Origin of the sequence: Photorhabdus sp. P32, from assembly GCF_038085095.1 — a bacterium.
In the GTDB taxonomy this organism is placed as follows: domain Bacteria; phylum Pseudomonadota; class Gammaproteobacteria; order Enterobacterales; family Enterobacteriaceae; genus Photorhabdus; species Photorhabdus luminescens.
In genome coordinates this window covers 53,579-75,083 of record NZ_JAZGJN010000279.1, presented here as the reverse complement: position 1 = coordinate 75,083, position 21,505 = coordinate 53,579, and the positions used below count along the sequence as shown (strand labels likewise).

Sequence of the window (21,505 nt, the reverse complement as noted above, 5' to 3'; positions counted from 1 at the left end):
TTTTAACGTTCATTTCATGCAGGCGCAGGGCCTGAGCGATCATGACAGAACTCCAGCCCTCAGAGGCCAGCAGGACCGCTTTGATGCGATCACACTCCCGCTTATCACGGCAAGTGTGATGGAGGTGTTCAAGTTCGGCTTTTTGTTCATCGGTAATGAATATTTTCATGACGGATACCATGAACCTCATTTGGGCGAAAATCAAGCAGTTTCAATGAGCACGGGTATATACCGATAACACAGAGTTTATCTGGAATAGGGATATTGAGATGTTCACATGCGGCTAAAATATGTCGAGCTCTGGCATCCGTTACCGCAATAATGCCGGTATTTGGGGATAAAGTTTGGAGCCAATCTTTTAATTTATTTTGTGCGTAAAACCAGTTTTCCGGCGTTGTCTCCATTCCTTGATACACCACACCTTGGTATTTTTCTTTTTCGACTAATTGCTGGAAAGCATATTCACGTTCTATTGCCCATCGTTTACCACTCGTCTGGGGTAAACCATAAAATGCGAAGCGTTTAATACCTTTATCTTTTAAATGATTAAATGCACTTTCTATTAAAGCAAAGTTATTTGTTGCAATATAATGAGCCGCAGGATAATGACTTTCCAGGTGATAAGAGCCGCCGACACCAATAACAGGAATATCTAACTGGCTAAAAAAACGTTGAATTTCTATATCATCAAAATCAGCAATAATTCCGTCACTCTGCAAGGTTTCTAGACTATTTAATTTCGCGGTGAAATCTTCTTCAATGAAGATATCCCAATTACATTTAAATGCCTGTAAATATTCACCTATTCCTTCTATCACCTGACGATCATAGGCTTTATTGGCGTTAAATAATAGTGTTATATGGTATCGTCTATTCATCATTTATTTCCTTATTGATTTATACCCGTCATCTTTCAAGTTGCCTCTTTGTTGGCTGCACTCACTCACCTCGGTCACATAGTTATCTATGTTCCCGGGGATTCGCTCCTTTGCCGTCGCGATGCATCTTGAAATCCATTGGGTATATACAATCTTAATCATAATTATTTTTTTATTTTCAGGGTTAAATTAATGATAAATTATGAGATAAATCACACAATTAACAATAATCTTAATGAAGAAATAAAATAACGCAATTGAAAATAGCGACATTGATGAACAAAATTTTATATACACATATACCTATTAGATAGAGGCAGATATGCAGCAATATTTTGAGGGAATAAATAGAATTAGTTACGAAGGTCGGCAAAGTAATAATCCATTGGCTTTCCGTCATTACAACCCAGAAGAGATTATTTTAGGCAAAAAGATGAAAGATCATCTGCGTTTTGCCGTCTGCTATTGGCACAGTTTCTGTTGGAATGGTACGGATATGTTTGGTTCTGGGGCATTTGAGCGTTTTTGGCAAACAGGAGGCGATGCCTTAGAATTGGCTAAGCTTAAAGCTGATGTTGCTTTTGAGTTTTTCTACAAGCTCAATATTCCTTTTTATTGTTTCCATGATATTGATGTTGCCCCTGAAGGTTGTTGCTTAAAAGAATATATTTATAATTTGGACGTCATGTCCGATATTCTTGCAGATAAACAAGCAGAGACTGGCGTTAAATTGTTATGGGGAACGGCAAACTGTTTTACTCATCCTCGTTATGCTGCTGGTGCGTCAACTAATCCAGATCTTAATATTTTCGCTTATGCATCAGCACAGGTATGTCAGGTGATGCAAATGACTAAAAAACTGGGTGGTGAAAATTATGTACTGTGGGGCGGACGTGAAGGCTATGAAAGTTTGCTCAATACAGATTTACGTCAAGAAAGAGAACAAATCGGCCGTTTTATGCAAATGGTTGTGGATTATAAATATAAAATTGGTTTTCAGGGAACATTATTAGTTGAACCTAAACCTCAGGAGCCGACTAAACACCAATATGATTATGATGTAGCTACCGTTTATGGTTTCTTAAAGCAGTTTGGTTTAGAAAATGAAATTAAGGTGAATATTGAAGCTAACCATGCCACATTAGCTGGACACTCATTTCAACATGAAGTTGCCACAGCGATTGCATTGGGGATATTTGGTTCTATTGATGCGAATCGTGGGGATGCTCAACTTGGCTGGGATACAGATCAATTTCCAAATAGTGTCGAGGAAAATTCACTGGTAATGTATGAAATCTTAAAAGCCGGTGGTTTTACAACGGGTGGTTTAAATTTCGATGCAAAAGTTCGCCGTCAAAGCATTGATATTGATGATCTGTTTTATGGACATATCGGCGCCATTGATACTATGGCTTTATCATTAAAGAGTGCGGTGAAAATATTAGTAGACGGTAAATTAGATGAATATGTCGCTCAACGTTATTCTGGTTGGAATAGTGAATTAGGTAGAAATATTCTTGAAGGAAAAATGACACTTGATGAAGTAGCACACTATGCAGAAATATTGGTTCAGGAACCTAAACATCGAAGTGGACAACAGGAATTACTCGAAAATCTTATTAATCGTTATATTTATGGTTAAATTAATTATTGGCTAACAGGTTTCGTATTGGGAACAGATAAATTAGCTAAAATAGTACTTAATTATGAGAAAGCTCTATACTGCCAATTTACAGTACACAATATCAAGGGGTTAGCATTCCCGAAAGTCGTTCTTGAAACAATATTCTCAAAATACTACACTATCAATGGATTTCAATAATGAGGAACGGTCATGATAACGACACCATTTGTACCTGTTGGCACGATAAAAAGCTTTGGTGTGTTTGGGCCAAAATATGAAGTAGGAAAATTGCTCCGTCCGTTAGAGGATGGTGATTGGATGATAGAAGTCGTCCTGGTAGAAACGGGTGAAAAAACCGAATACCGTCTGACCCACGTTAATAATGACCCCAAGGCTGCCTGAATGTACGAATGGAAGATCTTTTTGGTAAAAGGTTGAGAGTCACCGGTTTTGATATGGATGTCGAATCCTTAAATACCAAGACACAAGAGGCAACTCTCATGCCTCCATACTTCAATTTCATCTAATACAAATTATCTCCACAAGATTCTTAAACACATCTTCATCGTCCAGAATTTTCACATCACTTTACATATGTATGTATATACAGCCTGTTAAAGTTATATTACTATGATACAAGCGCAATATGGTAACAAATGTTACATATTGATTTGCTTTTACTCTCTTATTGAATCTAAATTAGATGAGAATTACATGATGACATTATCTCCTAAGTCTAATCTTCAACTTGTTTACGTATCTGATATTGAACGTTCAACAGCCTTTTACAAGACACTTTTTAATTCTGAACCGGTGTTTTCGAGCCCTCGTTATGTGGCATTTGCCGCCGGCGGTGAAGCGCTATTCGCTATTTGGTCAGGCGGAACAACGCCAGATGCCTCTACTCCTCGGTTTTCTGAGATCGGTATTATGTTGCCATCTGGAGAAGATGTAGATCGCTTATTTGAAGAATGGCAGAAGAAACCCGATATCAAGATTGTGAAGGAACCCCATACTGAAATCTTTGGTCGTACTTTCCTCGTTGAAGATCCCGATGGTCATATTATTCGGGTATGTCCTTTGGATTAGATGTATTGATTCCGCTACAATTTCTACTTTTCATGGAAGCGTGTGCTAGGCGAATCTGAGATTTTGTGAGTTCAAAAGAACGTCCGTCTTCATATCCTCTTGCTTAATTCCATCGAATTCGATGGAATTAAAATCGGGATTATATAGCTGTTCCCACAAACCGATAAACTCAATGGTACTGCGGTTTCTCATCCAGTTTTGCAGAATGTAATCACTGCGGTTGCCATCTTTGTACTTAGCGATGTCAGATAGCGATATATACCCGTCATCTTTCAAGTTGCCTCTTTGTTGGCTGCACTCACTCACCCCGGTCACATAGTTATCTATGTTCCCGGGGATTCGCTCCCTTGCCGTCGCGATGCATCTTGAAATCTATTGGGTATATAGTCTTGTTTGTCGGAAAAAACAGAGACTTTTATACCCCGAACATCAATTTTTTGCGCCATAAACCTTTTTTCTCACTTTTGATGTGTCAGTTAAACGAAGGTTTAAATGACAGTCTTGTTTTAGCCTAAATACGGATGGAAAGATATAATATAAACTGTATATAAATCTATGTCTATTAAGTGAATTAGCAACGCAATTCATATCAACTCAGTTGATAATGTTATAATAATTATCCATTATAGCTAATAATAGTTTTAATGTGTCATTTTGGGGACGTTATGATTTCACATGAAAGAATAGCATAGGGTGTTCTGAGATGCAGCATGTTGTTTATCGCAATACTAGAAATTTTGCTTACCCATATCTTTAAATAGCAACTAAAGGACTTCGATTGTGAAGTCCTACATGAGTTAATATTTCTTACTTGCCATAGTAACCGGCCTCGTAAGAATTGATGATTCCGTTAATTAATGCTTTTTTCTTCTTATTTGAAATTTGACTATTGTTGATTTCTTTTTTGTGTATTTTGGGTGAAATGAATATTTCGGACATGCCGATTTCTTGAATTAAATTATCACTCTTAAAATAATTAATTTTTTGCTCAAATTCATGTGAACTGATGTTATTCATTCTATCCTTAACTCCTTCTCGATAAAATTGTTCAAAGAATGGCGTCATAAGCTTAATAGAATTATTTACATGTGTTTCAAAATTAGGGTCAAAATCATCATTAGAGCGATAAACATAATGTCGGGCTTCCCGTTCATAAGGTGGGAGATTTATTGAACAAGAAGATAAAAATAAGAAAATAGGGAAAAAATATAAAGCATGCATAAAAAATCCTCAATGATTTTGTCCTAATAATAGATTTAAATAATTATCGGTTGTTTATTGGTCACACGTTGATTATGTTCTTCGAAGGCATCTGCCAGCTTTTTATTGAAGCGAACCGATTTAACCTGTGGCTGTATTCATAGAAAATACCTTCCTTAGATGTATACCCGTTAGATAATATGAGAGCAATGTACGTCAAAATGGTGTTTTTGCCAATTTCTACGATGACAAAAATTGCATTTATATTTTCAAGCTAAGGTTTTTCTGTGTCGTTTCATTTGATTTCTAACTATGCAATTTCCCCAATTTCTGCTTAATTTGCTGTTGGAAATATTCCGCACGAGTTAATAAGACGGCTATTGTTTTCACATCACAATGTTCACTTTTTTCAATTCGCAGGCAGACACGTATTCCTTGCTGATATTGCATCAGCGCAAAAGCGCCTTTCATACGGTGAGCGTGATGCACAACTTTTTCATGGCATTGTTGGTTTTCCTGCTGTTGCAATTCTGCAATGTCTTCGAACATCCCTTGCTGTATTGCACTAAGTAACTGGCGCTCTACCGCTACATCTTGTTGAGCCAGCGCTTGAATTTCATCGAATTTTAACGTTGTTTTGTCATTGATTTGCCGGTAATAACGGGTAATTTCTGCCAGCAATTTGCTTTGCACCAATGGCTTGGTTAATACCCCATTCATTCCGGCTTCCAAACAACGAGTCTGTTCGGTAGAAAATGCGTTCGCGGTACATCCCAGAATAATAAATGGCGGTAGTTGCCGTAATCGCTCATGTTTTCTCAGCAATTGGGCCAGTTCGTAACCGTTCATTACCGGCATCTGGCAATCTGTCAGCACGATATCGAAATAACCCTCGTCCACCAGATTCATGGCCTGTTCGCCGCTTTCAGCTAGCTCAATACGATGGCCCGATGGCGCTAACTGTAATGACAATACCTGTAAATTGGCAGGTAGATCATCAACCACTAAGATATTCAAAGATTCATGAATTTCCGTCTCAGTGTCTGCGGTTTTTTCACTTATCGCCTGCTTTTCAATAACAGTACGTGTAAGCGGTAACACTACAGTAACCTGTGCGCCGCCACTGGGCGCACCCGTGATTTTCAAACTACCGCCCATTAATTCAACTAACTGTACAGAAATAGGTAATCCCAACCCCGTACCGGTTTTACCGCCATTATTTTGCGTCACCTGTACATAGGGCAGCAAAACCGCTTCATACATGGTTTCCGGGATGCCGCAACCAGTATCAGTAACCACCAGCGTAATTTCATCTTGCTGACTTTTTGGAAGAGGTTGATAGCTGGCGCTGATCTGTACACTGCCCTGTTCGGTAAATTTAATGGCATTGCCCAACAAGTTATTGATGACTTGGGTTACGCGTGTCGCATCCAGTAGATGATAATACTCAGACGGAAAATCAAATTGATAGGTGAAAAGTAATTCTTTTTCTTTTGCTCGATGGCGAAAAGTCGCCACACAACTTTCCAGAATCGCTTGCAATGATTCCGACTTGAGATTCAGCACCATACGTCCAGATTCTATCTTAGAGAAATCCAGTACATCACCGATGATTCCCTGCAAAGATATTGCCGCCTGCCAGGCGATATGTAATGGCGTGGATGGCTGAGTTTGCTGTTTTACCTCCAGATCAAGAATACCGATAATGGCTTGCAGCGGGGTGCGGATCTCATGGCTCATGTGGGCCAGAAAATCTGATTTCTCCAAGCTGGCGAGTTCCGCCTTATCACGTTCCTGGCGTAGTTCCTGCGCCAGCAATTTACGTTCGGTCACATCAAACCAACCGCCAATGATTCCCTGAACAACGCCTTCGGTATTGCTATAACTTTCGAGCCACAAATAAACATCTTTGTCCTGCCCCTGAATAACAATGTTGCGATCAGAGAAATGCACCGGTGCCCCTTCCAAACAGCGTAGAAAAATTAGACTGATTTCTTGCTCATCGGCCGGTTTTAAAAAGCATAGGGAAAAAAGACTACGGCCAATCACTTCAGATCCGACAGTGCCCATTTCATGCCGGAAATAGAGGTTAGCCGCTGTGATGCACATCGTCGGATCGCAGACAAACATTGGCGTAGGCATGTTATTAAACAGCGTTTCCCAATAAGCCAGTAAATCTTGTAAGTTGCTTTCTGCGGTCTTACGTCGTCTGATTTGATGTGCGAGATAACTGCCCCAAAAAATTGAACTTAACGCAATCACAAGTAACGCCCCTCCCCACAGTTTCACCCAAGGAGAGATTTTATTGTCGTTATAAGGCGTGACATTCGCCATAGATAACCACTTCAACCGTAATACTCGCAGTTCATTTGGCGGCAGTGCATCAATGCTTTTATTTAAGATGTCCACCAGTTGAGGATAGGCCGGTATGATGGCGTATTGTTCCGGTTGCAACGAGCCTTTAAAGAATTGAATAGAAATATTGGCGCCGTAGCGGCTTGCTTGTAGGTAATCAGCACTGATCAGGCTATCAAAAGTGGCATCTGCCGCTCCGGCCAGCACCATATCAATACCTTGTGTCACGCTATCAACTTCGATGATAAAAATATCTGGGTACTGTTTTAATAGTGATAAAAGTGCGTTGCCGCGCTGAATCGCCACCCGATGGTGTTTAAGTTGTTCAAACTCATAAGGCGCATTGCGCTCATTGCGTGTGATCATTACCCATTCCACGGTACCATAGGGATGACTGAAAGAGAGCCAACGGCTACGTTCGGGCGTGTTGAGCATGGAGGACATTTGCGCTGCGCCATTTTCCAACAGTTTTTTAATGCCTATTGCGCCATCTGTTGGCATGAAGTTAAAGGTGATGCCGCTTTTTTCTCCCAGTAAACGTAAAATGTCCACATCCAGTCCGGTGATTTGATCGTTTTTATCCAGAAAGGAATAAGGTGGCGCATTGCGATTCAGTGCCACATTAACGACAGGATTTTTTTTAATCCAGGCTTTTTCCTGAGCTGAAAAGATTGCGGCATCGTTATTGTTGCCCAACGCCAGTCCAGAAATCCAACGTTCATAAACTTTATTTCTGATGGCATGAGGAATGGATGTCAGAATCAGATTTACCGCTTCAACCATGCCATCACCGCTGTGACCAAGAAAATCATATCGTTCCCCGAGTGAAATATCCCGGCGGTAAGTCAATCCGGTAAACGGACGAAAAGCCAGTAAATAGGCAATCTGGCTTTGTCCATCCAGATAGGCATCTGTTTCACCATCCACAACGGCCTGTATCCCCTCTTGCTGATTTTTCGCCACTGAAATAGTGCGGTAATGTTTACGTAATTGCTTAATCACATCCGGATCACTGCCTGGCGCCGCCATAATATTCATTTTGGCAAATGGCATATTCACTTGTTCTTTGCGCATAATTAAGGCAAGTGGTTGCACCAGAATCGGGTAAGTGTCATTTGCTCCATTTCCTGATTGTGATGAGGCGGAATTCGATAACAGTTGGATATCTCCACGTTGCAACGCTTTATAACCGGATTCCCAGTTGCCAAACAGCCGTACCTCCACTGGCCTTTTTAGTTCAGTTTCAATCAAGCGCAGATAATCCGCATAAATCCCTTCCAACTTGCCGTCCCAACGATGAATCACCAATGGGGCGCCGATACAACAGAGAATGCCGACTTTTAATGTTGGAAATCGTAAGGGAAGAACCGCTTGTTCTTTGATGGGAAAAGGCAAAAATTCCTGCGATTCTTGCGTGATGTTTGAATAAAACTCCACCGGTAGTCCATTTGCAGGCAGCTTTTGCGCATTGCGGTATTCAAACAGGTTGAGACTCCAGCCAGATAGCGGTAACAGCAATACCAATAGGGCAAACCATCGCCATTCTTTGCGCCAGTACTTCATGGCTTATAGCCCCAGTCCAATCTGATGCAAATAATTATAAAGTTCGGCTTCATTATCTAACCCGAGTTTTTTCATTGCGCTGATTTTTTGTGCGCTGATCGTCTGCTTGGTACGGTATAAACGCGCAGCAATATCATTCACACTCAACCCTTGGCCCAACAATTTAATGACTTCCAACTCTTTGCTGGTGAGTGTTTTTACCACTTCCTCGCACGGTGATTCGAGAAATTGTTCACTTAAATACGGTTCATAACGCCCGGTTGTGCTGTACAACCCTTTGACCAGCTCATGGGATAAGCTGTTTTTGTTCAGAATGGCTTTCACTCTGTAGTCAATCAATGAAGCAATGATTTTTCGGTCACTGATCATGGTAATGACCACAATAGGCAGGTTTGGATATTGTTCCCGTATTCGGCTAATCATCCTCAGACCGTCGCTTTGGTTATTACCCGGCATAATGAAATCTGTAATCAGCATATCCGTTTCTTTTTCTTCCAGTAGAGAGAAAAGCGTGGCGACATCATGAGCTTCCCCCACAATCTGGTAATTTTCCGGCAATGTTGACAGTATCGTGCGTAGTCCTAATAAAAATACCGGATGATCGTCGGCAATAATGACTCGTCTGGGCATAAGTTATTTCTCCAGATTATTTTCTACTTTACTTTTTTTATGTGCTATTTCACGTATTGTTCCTTCAATAAAACCGGCATCTTCTCCCACATGGACGATTAAAGCGATAATGATCAGGTTAAATTCGCCTTTGCCATCGGCAATCCGAACTTTTAGTGTCTGCGGTATTTGCGAGACTGAATTTTTAAGCTGTTCGATTTTATGCCGATCTTCCTGATGTACCCAAGCCATCAATTGCGACCAGGAAGCAGGCGCTTTTCCGCACCGCATCCAGGCAAAACCATTATGATGCCAGTACAGATGTCCTTTGGCGCTTAACCGAAAGCAGTTCACCTGTTCTTGATCCAGCATGGCTCTCATTAACAGAAGATGCGCTTTACGGCGATGTAATGCATTGATTATGTTAGATAAACAGCTACAGCATAATAACGCGGGCAGGGTCAACGCTGTACTGTACCAGGCCGCTATCTGCACATTTTGTTGGAGATTGGTTAACGGGGATGAGAATGGCCCGAGACCAAAAATGGTGGCACTCACGATCCCCACCGTACACAGGGATAAAAAGCTGCTTAATACCAGCAGATTACCGCTGAGTGCCAGCAGCATCGGCAAACTAAGGGAAAACAGCAGCGCGATCCCTTGCCAGTGTATTTTCCCAGCTTCCGGGGGCGGACTGATGAACAATGCTGTCATGGCAAGTAGAGCCGCCAGCCATAAACCGTAGACTTTCCAGTTTTCAACCCTACTTTTCTCATAGGTGATACAGGAGATAACAAACAGCGTAAATGGCAGATAACTCAACACTGAGCCTACGACAATCGGTAGTGAAACCGATATGTCGGTAGGATAACCAAAGAGATGAAGTATCCACTTTGCGATAAATCGCTCAATGATGCCACTTAACGAACAGAGTATAGTCAGGCTAATGATGTCCCTTGCCCGCTTTGGGGCACGCATGACACCGTAAAAAAACTGCCAGATCAGCGCGGTTACCACCAGCATCATCACATTGATGCAGGAAAAGATCAGCGATACGTTTACTGGTCTTCCATACCACTGACTGGCAGTCAGCGAAATCAAGGCGCCCGTTATTAACCAGACAGGCCAGTACCGTGGCGCCCTGGCGCAAAATATGCCTTGTAACAAGCCAGCCGGAAACCACACTAGTGACGACAGGCTCCACACATCCCGTACCTGTAGGCTTAACAGTGCCAGCGTGAAATTGACCAATGTAAAAATAAACCAGAAGATCACTATCTTTTTCATTTTCATCGGGATCTATTCCGTAACACTGATGTTACATCTATGTAAGATAATAATAGCAGAGATAAACGTTTACTACCCTTAGTTGATAATATTAGAAGGTGACAGTTTCTTTTGGTCTGATCGTAATTGCATTTGACCGTCTATAACATCCATCCAGACATCCTGATTGACGGGCGCATTCCCTAGCAGCAATTGATCTGATAACAGCGGCAGGACAAACTGTGTCAACAGGTTATCAATTTCACGGGCGCCACTTTCCGCGATCTGGCACCTTTCAGCGATAAAATCCACCAGCGTGTCGTTGTAGTGCAACTCACATTGGGTTGATTGACGATAGCGTGCGACAACTTTATTCAGTTTATGACGCACAATGGCATGCAGAACTTCTCCATGTACCGGCAGATAAGGAATAACCTGCAAACGACCTAAAAATGCCGGTGTAAAAATACGTTGCAGTTCTGGCCGGATAATCTCCTGAATATCTTCCAGGCTCGCCGGGCGATTTTCCCCCTGCTCTTTTACTCCGTGCATTGCCGCCCGCATCACTAAATCTGATGCCGCATTCGTGGTCAGGATAATTAGCGTATTGCGAAAGTTAATCTGTTGCCCTTCGGCATCTTCCATCATGCCTTTATCGAACACCTGAAAGAACAACTCCAGCACATCGGGGTGCGCTTTCTCCACTTCATCAAGTAACACTACGCTGTAAGGTTGACGCCGAACCGCTTCGGTCAATACACCACCTTGTCCATAGCCGACGTAGCCTGGAGGAGAACCTTTCAGGCCGGAAACCGAATGGGCTTCCTGATATTCCGACATGTTAATTGTGATCAGATGATGCTCACCGCCATACAACTCATGAGCCAATGCTAAGGCAGTCTCGGTTTTTCCTACACCAGAAGGCCCTGCGAGCATAAATACTCCGGTAGGTTTGACCGGATCGGCCAGTTGCGCTTTAGCAATCCGAATTTGACGCGCTATCTGGTTGAGAGCATGATCTTGCCCCATGACCCGTTGGCCGAGGCGGGTCTCTAACTGACGCAACACATCACGTTCATTTTCTACCATCCGGCCAAGGGGGATTCCTGTCCAACCAGCAACAATGTCTGCGACACAGGCGGCATCAACACAGTCAAACACATAAGCATGCTGATGGTGGCGCTGATGCAGTTCTGCACGTAATACAGGCAGCCGCTCGTCATGTTCTTCACAGGCAAGAATGTCATTCACCAACTGACGTTGAGCATGATATTCCGGCAAAATTTTTGCCAGTGATGCTTGCAATTCAGCCTGACGCTGCGCCAATTTCTGTAACTGGGTTTCATGACCGCCTTCACGCAATAATGCTTCTTGTTCGGTAGCAATGTTTGCCAGCATGGCACGCAGATCTTCAATCGGCGCTGGTTCATCCGTTTGTGAAACTGCAACGCGGGCGCAGGCGCTATCTAACAGGCTAACCGATTTATCCGGTAACTGACGTCCAGTGATATAACGATTGGCTAACGTAACCGCTTCTGTGACCGCCTCTGCAAGTACTTTGACGCCGTGATGTTTTTCCATTGCTGGTGTCATAGCACGCAACATAGCGATTGCCAGTTCTAGCGAAGGTTCTTCAACTTTGATCACTTGGAAACGGCGGGCTAACGCTGCATCTTTTTCAAAGTACTTCTTATATTCAGACCAGGTGGTTGCCGCAATTGTCCGTAATTCACCCCGAGCCAACGCGGGTTTCAACAGATTGGCCGCATCATTTTGCCCGGCTTGGCCGCCTGCGCCAATCAGTGTATGCGCTTCATCGATAAACAGAATCACTGGTGTAGGATACCTCTTCACCTCATCCAATAATTTTTGCAAGCGGCTTTCAAACTCGCCTTTTACGCTGGCGCCCGCTTGTAACAGCCCCATATCCAGCGTAAATAATTCAACCTGTGCCAAAACTTTCGGTACACGGCCTTCAATGATCCGCTGAGCAAGTCCTTCGATCAGCGCAGTTTTGCCGACACCCGCTTCACCAGTTAATAATGGATTGTTTTGGCGACGGCGTAATAGCACATCAATTAATTGACGAATTTCTCGTTCACGTCCTAAAACCGGGTCCAGTTTGTTGTCACGTGCTGCTTGTGTCAGGTGATGCGTGTATTGTGCCAGTGCGGATTGAGTGTTATCCCCGACAGGCGTCGTAATGTGTTGCGGTTCCGTATGTATCTGTGTACGCAACCACTGTTCTATTTCGTCGGTGTTACCCTGTAACGCTTGCTGTAACTCCGAGGTAAGTGAATGGTGCAGTGACGGATTCATGATCAGCGCCACCATCAATGCCCGAGCGGTAATCTGTGATGCTCCCCAGTGAGTACTGGTGTACATCCAGGTCTGTTCCATCCATTCAGTCAAGCTGGTAGCCAGTACCGGCGGACGATGGTTACCACTGCGTAATAATGCCAGCGATCTCTGGCAGGCATTCAGCAACGTCATGGCATCAATACCACCGTGGTGACACACTTGTTGCATCGTCGGCAACTGTTTTTCAAACAAAGCCAATAGCAGATGTTCAATTTCCACTTCATGATGGGTGCGCCGTACCGCCAGATTAGCGGCTTCATCAAGGCACTGACGCGCTTCTACCGTTAATTTACTAACGATCTGTTTAAGATAATTACTCACTTTTAGGTTTCCTTAATTCGTTCCAATGGGTGGTGATCTGTGATGGCAAAGTAGAGAGGATTCCTTTTGCCACTGTTGGTTCACTTAGATTTAACAACTGGCTATCCAGTCGGTTGCGTTGTTCCAATAACGCCGTTTGTTGTTGCTGATGTTGTTGCCACTGCTGATAGAGTGTTGCAACAGCTTTGCTTCCGCTGACCTGATAGCGCACAGTGATGTTATTGATACCCAGTGCGCTTAATTCATCGCGCCGCTGTGGGAACGCTTGTGCTGCCAGTGTCAATTCGCCACGGGAAAAAGCGTGCATAAATTTCAGCAAACCATCGGGGCCAACGTAACTTTTGCTTAATGTAAAGCGAGGAAAATAGACATCAATTTGTACTTTACTGCATGTTCCTGGGCTCCAATGCAGCGTCATGCTGTCATTGAAATTCATACTCTTAAGCTGCTGTACGCCGTCATCACAACTCAACGTCACTGAACTGCCCACTGGCAACACCTTTGCCCCTTGGTTAGCCGTCGCTGGTTGACTGACAATCGTGACTTCCGCCGATGGCTTCTGTTCTTGTTCCGGTTCCTGTTGTGCCGTTGCCAGTTGCTGCTCGCTTTCCAGTAAGGCGAGTTTCTCTTGCAGGCGACGGCGAATATCCGATGTCGCTGAAAGCAGGTCATTCGGTTGGATGAGGTTGTTGATGTAGAAAATGAAATCGTCGCTAAACGGAAAGAGCACATCTTCTATTTCCTGAGGCTTAATCCCTTCTGGACGAATATCCAACGCATACTCTGCGGTATCCCGTACAAATGCGTTACTGTATTCATACAAACGCGCGTTCAATTCCCGGCCATCAAACAGTTCTTGTCTGCTCAATTTTTCCATCGGCCAAATCACTTTGCTTTCCCACTGGGTTTGCAAGCGGCTGGCGGCACTTAAGAAGGCGTAACGCAGTACCAGATGCGCATCGCCCTGATAAAGTCGCCATAAAGTTTCATTTACTCCTGCTTCTTGTTTGCTTTCGGTCTCATGGCGCCACAGAGTGAAACGGTTAAACAATGCGCGTAAACCGTTATCATTCAACTCTCCTTTCTCATTACCTAGCGCATTTTTAACCAATACCTCGGTTTCCATATCACTAAGCAACTCGCGTTGGCTATTTAACTGCACTGCTTGCCGGTAGGCGCGATAGCGCGTCAGCGCAGTGTCATCCAGTCGTACCGAGATCTGCGGTGAAATACCAAGCCATGACATGATGCGCTGGCGCAAAGAGAGGTTCCCTAGCGAGACCCGTTGCATCACATTACTTTTTTGCACGTAACCATGCAGTTGCCATAAGCGCTGCTGTGCCTGTAACCAAGGTTGCTGATCCGCCTTTTCTACCGTGGATAAATCACGTTCTAACTGCGTCAGAAAGGTGATATAGGGGCTGTCATATTGACCCGTTGCTAATATCAGTGCTTGCCAGTTTTTCTTGCCTCGTACTAATGTTTCTCCTTGAGGCATAGCCTGAGCAAATGCTAACCACTCTGATTGGCGCTGATTTTGATACTGTTGATAGAATGAGCGCTGTAAAGGAACAAAAAATTCCGAGTTGTTAAGAGCTTGTGCCAGTTCTCCCAAGGTTGCCTGAATATCTTGTTCACCAGTTTGGGTATAAACACCACGGATACGTGCGTTAATTGTGGCCGTATCATCGTTGGCGAGCGGCCAGAAATCAGCCAGTGTCAGCGAACGTGTTCCTGCCGGTTGTTCATCGGCTAACAGCCATTGCCAGTTATTGCTATCTTCCAAGAGTGTCTGCAATACATTTCGCCACTGATCGAATTCTTGCTGTGCGTTGCCTTGGCGATATTGCGCCAGACGGAGTGCGACGCGCTGTTCTGCTGATAGAGGATCGTTTCCACCACTTAACAGCGAAGCTGAATAAGCCGGCATATGCTGTAAAGTTTCCAGCGTTGCGCCATGCGCCATTGCCTGTTCAGTGTTAATAAAGCGTGCCCAGTGTAAAGCCAACTGTTGTTTTTGCAGTGCCCCAGCACTACGGAAACGTGCTAGCAAATGTGTCGCTACCGATTCTGGGTTGAATGCGTCAACAGGTGCTTGTTGTTGGTACTCTTGGGCCGTCCGTTGTTCCATCGTATGGCTGACTGGATAAAAAAGCAGAGGCGACAGGGTTTCCTGCAACCAGAGCTCAACTTGTCGATAACGTAAGTAACTCCGCTCAAGGGGATCTACTTCATGGATATTTTCAAGTTGCGTAACACCACGCCAAGTCGTCATCAACGCGTTGCCTGCGCCGCATACCAGCATCAAAATCAATAGGCTAACCAATACGCGTTTGGTCAATGTCCGCCAGCCGGTCAGTAATACGTTATCACTACGTTGATCTTGACTATGTTGAACTTGATCAGGCAGAGATTCCCCCAACAAACGGTGACTGAAAACGCCATCGGTTTGATGTTCTGCGGTAAAAAACATGCCACGTAGCAGGCCATGCTCCAGATAATGGTCTTGGTCGAACAGTGCATTCAGGTAGCAAGCCAGTGCTGGTTGCAGTTGGGCTACGGTTTCTGGTAATGCTAAGACTTCTGCATTGGGTTGCTGCCGTTGCTGATTGAGCAACTTAAGACGCATCATTTTCAACGTGTTAACGATGGTGTTCATGCTCTTATCCAGCACGTCGGCGACATGACTCACCGTGTGATGCCCGATAAAATCGCCTAGCAATTCGGCACGTTGTTCTACTGACAATTGGGCGCGCCAATGGTCAAATCCCGGCAATGTTTCACTATGAGTAAGGATCAACCAGATTGGCAAGCGGCGTTCCAGACGTATCTGTAATGGCTCTAACTGCGCACGTACCTGACGTGCGGCGATATAGAGCGCTCGATTGTCGCTGTTTAACAACTGTTCCACTGACAAGCAAACGAGTACGCCAGCAGGTTTACGCACCTGCGCGATCCAGCGTATTAGACGCAACCAAGCTTGCCGGTACAGGGATTGACCTTCGGTATAGCGGCCGGAAACCACCATGTACATTGCCCGGCGGAAGAACCACCAGCGGCACGTGAAGGTGTTTTCTGTCAGTGATGGCAGATTTTTCCCTGTCATGGGCGCCACATTGCAGTGTGTTAACAGTTTCTGTTTACCATTGCCCCGTTCCCCTACTACCAGAAACCACGGTGGAACGGGTCCGTTACGGTGTAACAGTGAATGGAATCGACGCCAACTTTGTAAATATCCTCCCTGCCGCCAGTGCTGATAGAGTAAATATTCCAGACGGTTATCTCCTTTCCGCCAGAATTTATTTATCCAGCGTAGTTTATGCATTATTTGCGGCATGAATGTAATTGCCCCACGCAGCAATAATAACAGCAGGAGTAGGCAAAGAAATAATAACAAGCCACCTATTGTCGGCCATGAGAATGCCACCGCAATAGTTAAACTGAATAATAAAAGGATAACCATCACGCTAAGCCAGCCAATGGCATAAAGTAATTTTTTCATGTTTAATTTCCGAGTTTATCGGCCAATACTTAATAAATAGACGGTAATGAAAATATAAATTAATATAATAGATGACATGAATAATATTAATTTTCTGCGCCATTTATTATTGGGGCGCTTATTTTTCAATTTATTATCGTGTCTATTCATTAATCGGTGATTTTCTAAAGAGAGATAACCACGCAACGTATCAGGAAGATTATTTAATTCTTGCTGGATAATATTGTGTAATTCCAAATTATCGCGTTTGCCATAACGACCATAAAATCCGGCAAGCAGACAAAAAACATAGACTAATCGGACCTGATAATTATCTGGTACTAACGCGGCAAGGCGATCAAAAAATGTATTCCCACCCAGTTCAGCATCATAAAGTTCTGCTTGTAACGACGATTGGCGCCAAACACTTAATTCTTTCTGACCTGCGCACAGAATAGCTTCGTCTGCCCAAACTACCACGGCGAAATTTGCTTCTTCGATATCTTGCGCCCCATAACCCTGCAAACGCGCCCTATTCTGTGCTTGTGTCAATTCAGCTAATACGGCTTGCCGCAGTGTTTCCGCTTGATTCACCTGCTGCTGGATCATGCGCAATACGCAAGTGAATACTGGAATATAACAATCCAACAACTGCATCATGATGCTCTCACTATAACGATTTCTGTTTGTAAATCGTCTGGCGCATCTGCCCAATGCACCGCTACACGTTTACTATCTTCTACCTGACGCCACAACGTCCCGCGGTTTTCTACCCGGAAATAGCGAGTATTTGTCCGGTTGGGCAAACCATGTGGCGCAATTTCCTGGTAGTACAGACGCACACCGGGCAAAGCACGGTTAATAATGCTGTCGATCTGTTCTGCCGCTGCCAGTTTAATCAGGCGATCGTCAGGAATTTCCCGCTCGCGATGGGTAAAGCTGTCAGAGCGCAGCACCAAATAGAGCCGTTGTTGTTCATTGACGCCTGTTGTATTGAAGGCTGCATGATAATAACCGTGGCTTTCTTGTTGCAGAGGGATTACGGTGTTCGGTTCCAGCACCAGTGCATTAAGCAAATCAGCAATTGTTCGTTCACAACTATCAAGAGTTAGCGCCAGCTCCAAATGCTGATATTTCTCCAGTACTTCTTCTTGCCCGTTCCACTGGCCTAAGAAAGAACAACGGTCGGTAAAACAGGAAAGCTCGCTGATCAGTTGGCGTAATAGCCCAAAAATCTGTAACGGGTGAATATCTCTCGCTTCCTGAAAATGGTGCAACTGTACGACATAACGTGCCAGAGTTCGTAGTGTCAGCAATAATGTGCTTTTTTCCTGGGTATAAATTTCCCCTTCTAGCGTTTGCGGGCGTTTCAACTCTTCCAATTGATGGACACGCCCGGTTAACTCCTGACACAGTTGATCAATGCGTTGGCCCAATTGTGGCACAGCATAGAGCGTTAAGCATGGCGGTAGATAGCGGTTATCCAGTGCAATACCGTCACTGGCGCAGTGCAGTTGGCCAACCGGTAATAATGTATAACCCGTTGCTTGAGCAATCTCATCATGCAAGAAAAAACGTAAGTTATAGGTCAGTTGTTGCACTTCTGCTTCCGGCCCTTCGCCAAAAGCATCTCGCATACGCTGCTCTTGCGGCCATGTTACCCAACGGCTGGTGATGTTACCGACACTGTTGGCATCCGTGATACCGGTGACGTTACTCTGATTGTGGCTGAACATACGCAAACCAACATAAATGCGTTGCGGTTTGTCACGTACCAGCCAGCAATCCCGCAATGATCGGGCACTGAGTACGCCATTGACATCACAATCCACGTAACAACCATCGGGAAAAATGAACGCGGCGTGATGGACGCTCAGCACTTCGTCATTTAGTGCGGCCAGATTGAATGCAAGTTTCACCACACCAAAAGCATAAGGCTGTGTCAGTAACTGATAACGCCCTTGCCAATATTCATGTTGCAATTCATGGGCTTGAAAGTGTTGTGGTTGTAAATACAAGCCTGAATACCAATACATCGGTTTATGTTCAAACATGGGTTACTTCCTCAACAAACTCTCGTCACTGCCGGATTCTGCCGTTTGTCCGGGGAAAACTATTTGTCCTGGGAAAACCACCTCATCTCCAGTGTTACCTGCTGAGAAATCACTGCGGATAATGGCGTAACGCCCTAGCGTCAGATCAATGCGCATGGGAACAAATTCAGCGCTCCATGAGCTATTCAACCAACCGTGTTGCTCAAGGCGCAGCGGCAGTGATAATACTCGCGTATGAGTACTATCTGGCGTCGGGTAGTAACCGGCAATTAATGCGATATAACGTGCCTGTTCCGCTCTATCGATGTGTAAAGATACGGATTGCCCCGGCATCATCACGTAATTATCCAACTGTAATATTTGCTCTGTTGCACCGGTGCCGGCAAATAAATTGCGTAATAACACGGGATTAGCCAGTAATTTATCTAATTGTTCACGTTTCTCCGCTTGAGCAATTAATACTGTGCAACTGTTCGACATATTATTAAAAACGTTCAGTTGCGGAACTGCGGTTATTTTTAGACGAATGGCATTGCTGGCATAAACCGGTTTGGCTTGTTCAATTGCCTGTAAGCGTTTTTCATCGTTGGAAATAGAATGACTACAACCATTTATTAAAAGAATTACCGTCAATATTAAGAAACGGCATTTGATGCTATAAAAGTTTATGTTATTCATTTTACTCTCTGTTTATTTCTGGTCCTTGTATCACGCGCATAATTTCTTGTAGCGCGGAGGTATTTTCTGACATCATTTCTTCCAGCCATTCGGCCATACCCATATTGGCCCAACGTGCAGCACGTTCGATTAAATAAGGCACTGGGCTGGTAGGTTCATTTTGACGAAAGTAATTGGCGATATTGATTAATTGCCTAATGGCGATAGCGCGCATTTCATGGTGCGCCCGATCTTCCGTTAAAAAGGTCGTATTTATGCCATTTGGCGTATTTTTTCCGGCCGTTATTTCTCCCTCATTTTCACTGCTATATTCCTGAGTTAATTCTGGTGTCACCATTTCACGAAACCGTTCGATTAGGGTCAGCAGATCTTGCAACCGCCGCGTACTGTTACTCATGCTGTTACCGGCATCCGGCAGTAGCCCCACCATGATTTTTTGCAGATCTGCCAATGCGTTACTGACCTGTTCAGTTTGTACCAGCAGTTGGTTAAATCGTTCGGCTGGTGTAGCACGAATACTGCCGTCACACTCAGCGATACCGAAATAACCATCACTGATCAAGGCGCTGCGTAATTCGCTATTAACGGCGGCGCGTTGTTCAAAATATTGCACCCGTTGCCAGACGCCCAAGCTTAATTTGCCATCATCGGTCAGTGTTAGATTGTCCAATTGTTTCACCAATTGCTTATCTAACCAGCTTAACCGGCCAAGACGAGCATCTGCACTGTTTGTCTCTGTATCATCTAACGGCGGGTAAAGTACCGGCCAAAAGGCTTCCAGTAGACGGGCAAGTAATGTGATACCGCTACTAATACCTTCCAGGCCATACAGTTCCCCTTGCGCTTGGGTTAACCAACAAGCTATCTGCAAGTCTTTACTCTGTTTTTCCAGCACTTCCTGACACAAGGTCGAAACTCGCAGCCAATCAGCCTGACGGGTTTCGTACCCCCATGTGTCGTCTTGGAGAAAATCATCGTCGGTTTCGCGCGCGGCGTTTATCTGCTCAAAAATAGGTTCGTATTCGATATCGACTCCCGCTGGCTTGTCAGCAGAAATAGGTTGTAGAAAACGTGCGATATCTGTTTGGGCTAAATTCACAGTGACTTCCATTTCAAGCGATAATTACTAATGGGTAACCGGTAGTAATTGTGCCGCCATGTGCGCACAGATCGCCGAGTCTGGCCGCAGGTCGGCCACCGATTAATACCGTTGGGCTGCCCATGACTATCGTATCCGGCGGACCGACGCACACCAACATTGATCCCATTGTTGCCGCTGGCAATCCACCAATTAGCACTGTCGGTACGCCTGGCGGCATAATCGGTCCGCCTACATGTGGCACTGGAGGTACCGCAGGCGACACCATTGGACAAATATGCATATCACCCACGCGGGCTGCTGGCATTGGCATTATTGCTCTCCTGATAATGTGGCTTGATGGTGCAGATAATTTTTGCGCCCCTGATCCTGTGACGGCGGCAATTGCCTTAGTTGACCGTGTGCCAGTTGAAAAAATTGCTCAACGTACTGCATTTGTCGTTCCGGTTGTTCGCCATAAAGGTGCAATATCAGGCACAACGTATCGGCTAATGTCGCCAGTGACTGCCACGGTTGTGGATAGACTGCCTCCAAATCCGGAGTGGTCATGCTGCCTTCACTCCAAAAAACGGAAAGCGCCAGACATGAAATTGGGTTATCGAACCCAACTGTTTGTGCCTGTTCGAACAGTTCATGACGCAAAGGATCACCGCCATCAACCCGCCAGCGTCGCACCTGTTGCAATAACGACCGTTGTCCTTGCATGAGATCGCGTTCGTAAATGCAGGAGATAAATGTCAGTACCAGCTCCAGAGCCTGGGAGTAAGGCAACATAAAAATGGTGTAGTACACCGCGTCTTGCCACAACATCTCCTTATTAAGCGCTGATAGATTCTGTTCATGTGCTGCGTGTTGTTGTAGTGCCAATTCCGCCTGTGGCGAAAGCTGGCAGTATCGTAATTTAACCATGATTGCAAACTCTTATTA

At 44.4% G+C, this 21,505-nt stretch carries 16 protein-coding genes and 2 pseudogenes; 3 read left to right on the top strand and 15 right to left on the bottom strand.

What is annotated here, in order from left to right:
* Both V2H77_RS16180 and V2H77_RS16175 read right to left on the bottom strand, forming a co-directional pair.
* Positions 1–169 (bottom strand): annotated as a pseudogene (locus V2H77_RS16180) (IS630 family transposase); the annotation flags it as partial.
* Between the two features lie 58 nt (positions 170–227).
* Positions 228–881: pseudogene (locus V2H77_RS16175) on the bottom strand (substrate-binding domain-containing protein); the annotation flags it as partial.
* 319 nt (positions 882–1,200) lie between these two features.
* Between V2H77_RS16175 and xylA the strand changes: the two are divergent.
* The 3 genes from xylA to V2H77_RS16160 all read left to right on the top strand — a co-directional run bounded on the left by xylA (position 1,201) and on the right by V2H77_RS16160 (position 3,591).
* A complete protein-coding gene (xylA, locus tag V2H77_RS16170; protein ID WP_341499628.1) occupies positions 1,201–2,520 on the top strand; it encodes a xylose isomerase in 1,320 nt (439 codons plus the stop codon).
* A gap of 192 nt (positions 2,521–2,712) precedes the next feature.
* Positions 2,713–2,904 carry a DUF5397 family protein gene (locus V2H77_RS16165; protein WP_139654836.1) on the top strand — a complete coding sequence of 64 codons (192 nt, stop codon included), beginning with the start codon at positions 2,713–2,715 and terminating at the stop codon, positions 2,902–2,904.
* Positions 2,905–3,216: 312 nt separating this feature from the next.
* The gene (locus V2H77_RS16160) at positions 3,217–3,591 is read left to right on the top strand and encodes a VOC family protein (protein ID WP_341499627.1); all 375 of its coding nucleotides are present in this window, start codon (positions 3,217–3,219) and stop codon (positions 3,589–3,591) included.
* Positions 3,592–3,636: 45 nt separating this feature from the next.
* On the opposite strand, the gene V2H77_RS16155 is transcribed toward V2H77_RS16160, so the two are convergent.
* The 13 genes from V2H77_RS16155 to V2H77_RS16095 form a co-directional block, all read right to left on the bottom strand.
* Positions 3,637–3,897 (bottom strand): KilA-N domain-containing protein, encoded by a 261-nt coding sequence (locus V2H77_RS16155; RefSeq protein ID WP_341499626.1) that lies wholly within the window; start codon positions 3,895–3,897, stop codon positions 3,637–3,639.
* Positions 3,898–4,398: 501 nt separating this feature from the next.
* Positions 4,399–4,812 (bottom strand): Exc2 family lipoprotein, encoded by a 414-nt coding sequence (locus V2H77_RS16150; protein WP_341499625.1) that lies wholly within the window; start codon positions 4,810–4,812, stop codon positions 4,399–4,401.
* Positions 4,813–5,097: 285 nt separating this feature from the next.
* Positions 5,098–8,709, bottom strand: coding sequence for a transporter substrate-binding domain-containing protein (locus V2H77_RS16145; protein ID WP_341499624.1), 3,612 nt, complete (start codon positions 8,707–8,709; stop codon positions 5,098–5,100).
* Positions 8,710–8,712: 3 nt separating this feature from the next.
* Positions 8,713–9,339, bottom strand: a complete 627-nt coding sequence (locus V2H77_RS16140) for a response regulator transcription factor (protein WP_049581583.1) — start codon at positions 9,337–9,339, stop codon at positions 8,713–8,715.
* Positions 9,340–9,342: 3 nt separating this feature from the next.
* On the bottom strand, positions 9,343–10,611 hold the full coding sequence (locus V2H77_RS16135; protein WP_341499623.1) for a hypothetical protein: 1,269 nt from the start codon (positions 10,609–10,611) through the stop codon (positions 9,343–9,345).
* Between the two features lie 72 nt (positions 10,612–10,683).
* Positions 10,684–13,266 carry a type VI secretion system ATPase TssH gene (tssH, locus tag V2H77_RS16130; RefSeq protein ID WP_341499621.1) on the bottom strand — a complete coding sequence of 861 codons (2,583 nt, stop codon included), beginning with the start codon at positions 13,264–13,266 and terminating at the stop codon, positions 10,684–10,686.
* Positions 13,259–16,768, bottom strand: coding sequence for a type VI secretion protein IcmF/TssM N-terminal domain-containing protein (locus V2H77_RS16125; RefSeq protein ID WP_341499620.1), 3,510 nt, complete (start codon positions 16,766–16,768; stop codon positions 13,259–13,261). Before V2H77_RS16125 ends, tssH begins: the two co-directional genes overlap by 8 nt.
* A 15-nt stretch (positions 16,769–16,783) precedes the next feature.
* The gene (locus V2H77_RS16120) at positions 16,784–17,407 is read right to left on the bottom strand and encodes a DotU family type IV/VI secretion system protein (RefSeq protein WP_341499619.1); all 624 of its coding nucleotides are present in this window, start codon (positions 17,405–17,407) and stop codon (positions 16,784–16,786) included.
* The gene (gene tssK / locus V2H77_RS16115) at positions 17,404–18,801 is read right to left on the bottom strand and encodes a type VI secretion system baseplate subunit TssK (protein ID WP_341499618.1); all 1,398 of its coding nucleotides are present in this window, start codon (positions 18,799–18,801) and stop codon (positions 17,404–17,406) included. Before tssK ends, V2H77_RS16120 begins: the two co-directional genes overlap by 4 nt.
* A gap of 3 nt (positions 18,802–18,804) precedes the next feature.
* A complete protein-coding gene (locus V2H77_RS16110; RefSeq protein ID WP_341499617.1) occupies positions 18,805–19,479 on the bottom strand; it encodes a type VI secretion lipoprotein TssJ in 675 nt (224 codons plus the stop codon).
* Between the two features lies 1 nt (position 19,480).
* Entirely contained in the window at positions 19,481–20,578 is a 1,098-nt protein-coding gene (gene tssA, locus V2H77_RS16105) for a type VI secretion system protein TssA (protein WP_341499616.1), read from the bottom strand.
* A gap of 13 nt (positions 20,579–20,591) precedes the next feature.
* Positions 20,592–20,891, bottom strand: coding sequence for a PAAR domain-containing protein (locus V2H77_RS16100; RefSeq protein ID WP_176414618.1), 300 nt, complete (start codon positions 20,889–20,891; stop codon positions 20,592–20,594).
* Positions 20,891–21,487 (bottom strand): DUF6931 family protein, encoded by a 597-nt coding sequence (locus tag V2H77_RS16095; RefSeq protein WP_341499615.1) that lies wholly within the window; start codon positions 21,485–21,487, stop codon positions 20,891–20,893. Before V2H77_RS16095 ends, V2H77_RS16100 begins: the two co-directional genes overlap by 1 nt.
* Positions 21,488–21,505 lie beyond the last annotated feature (18 nt).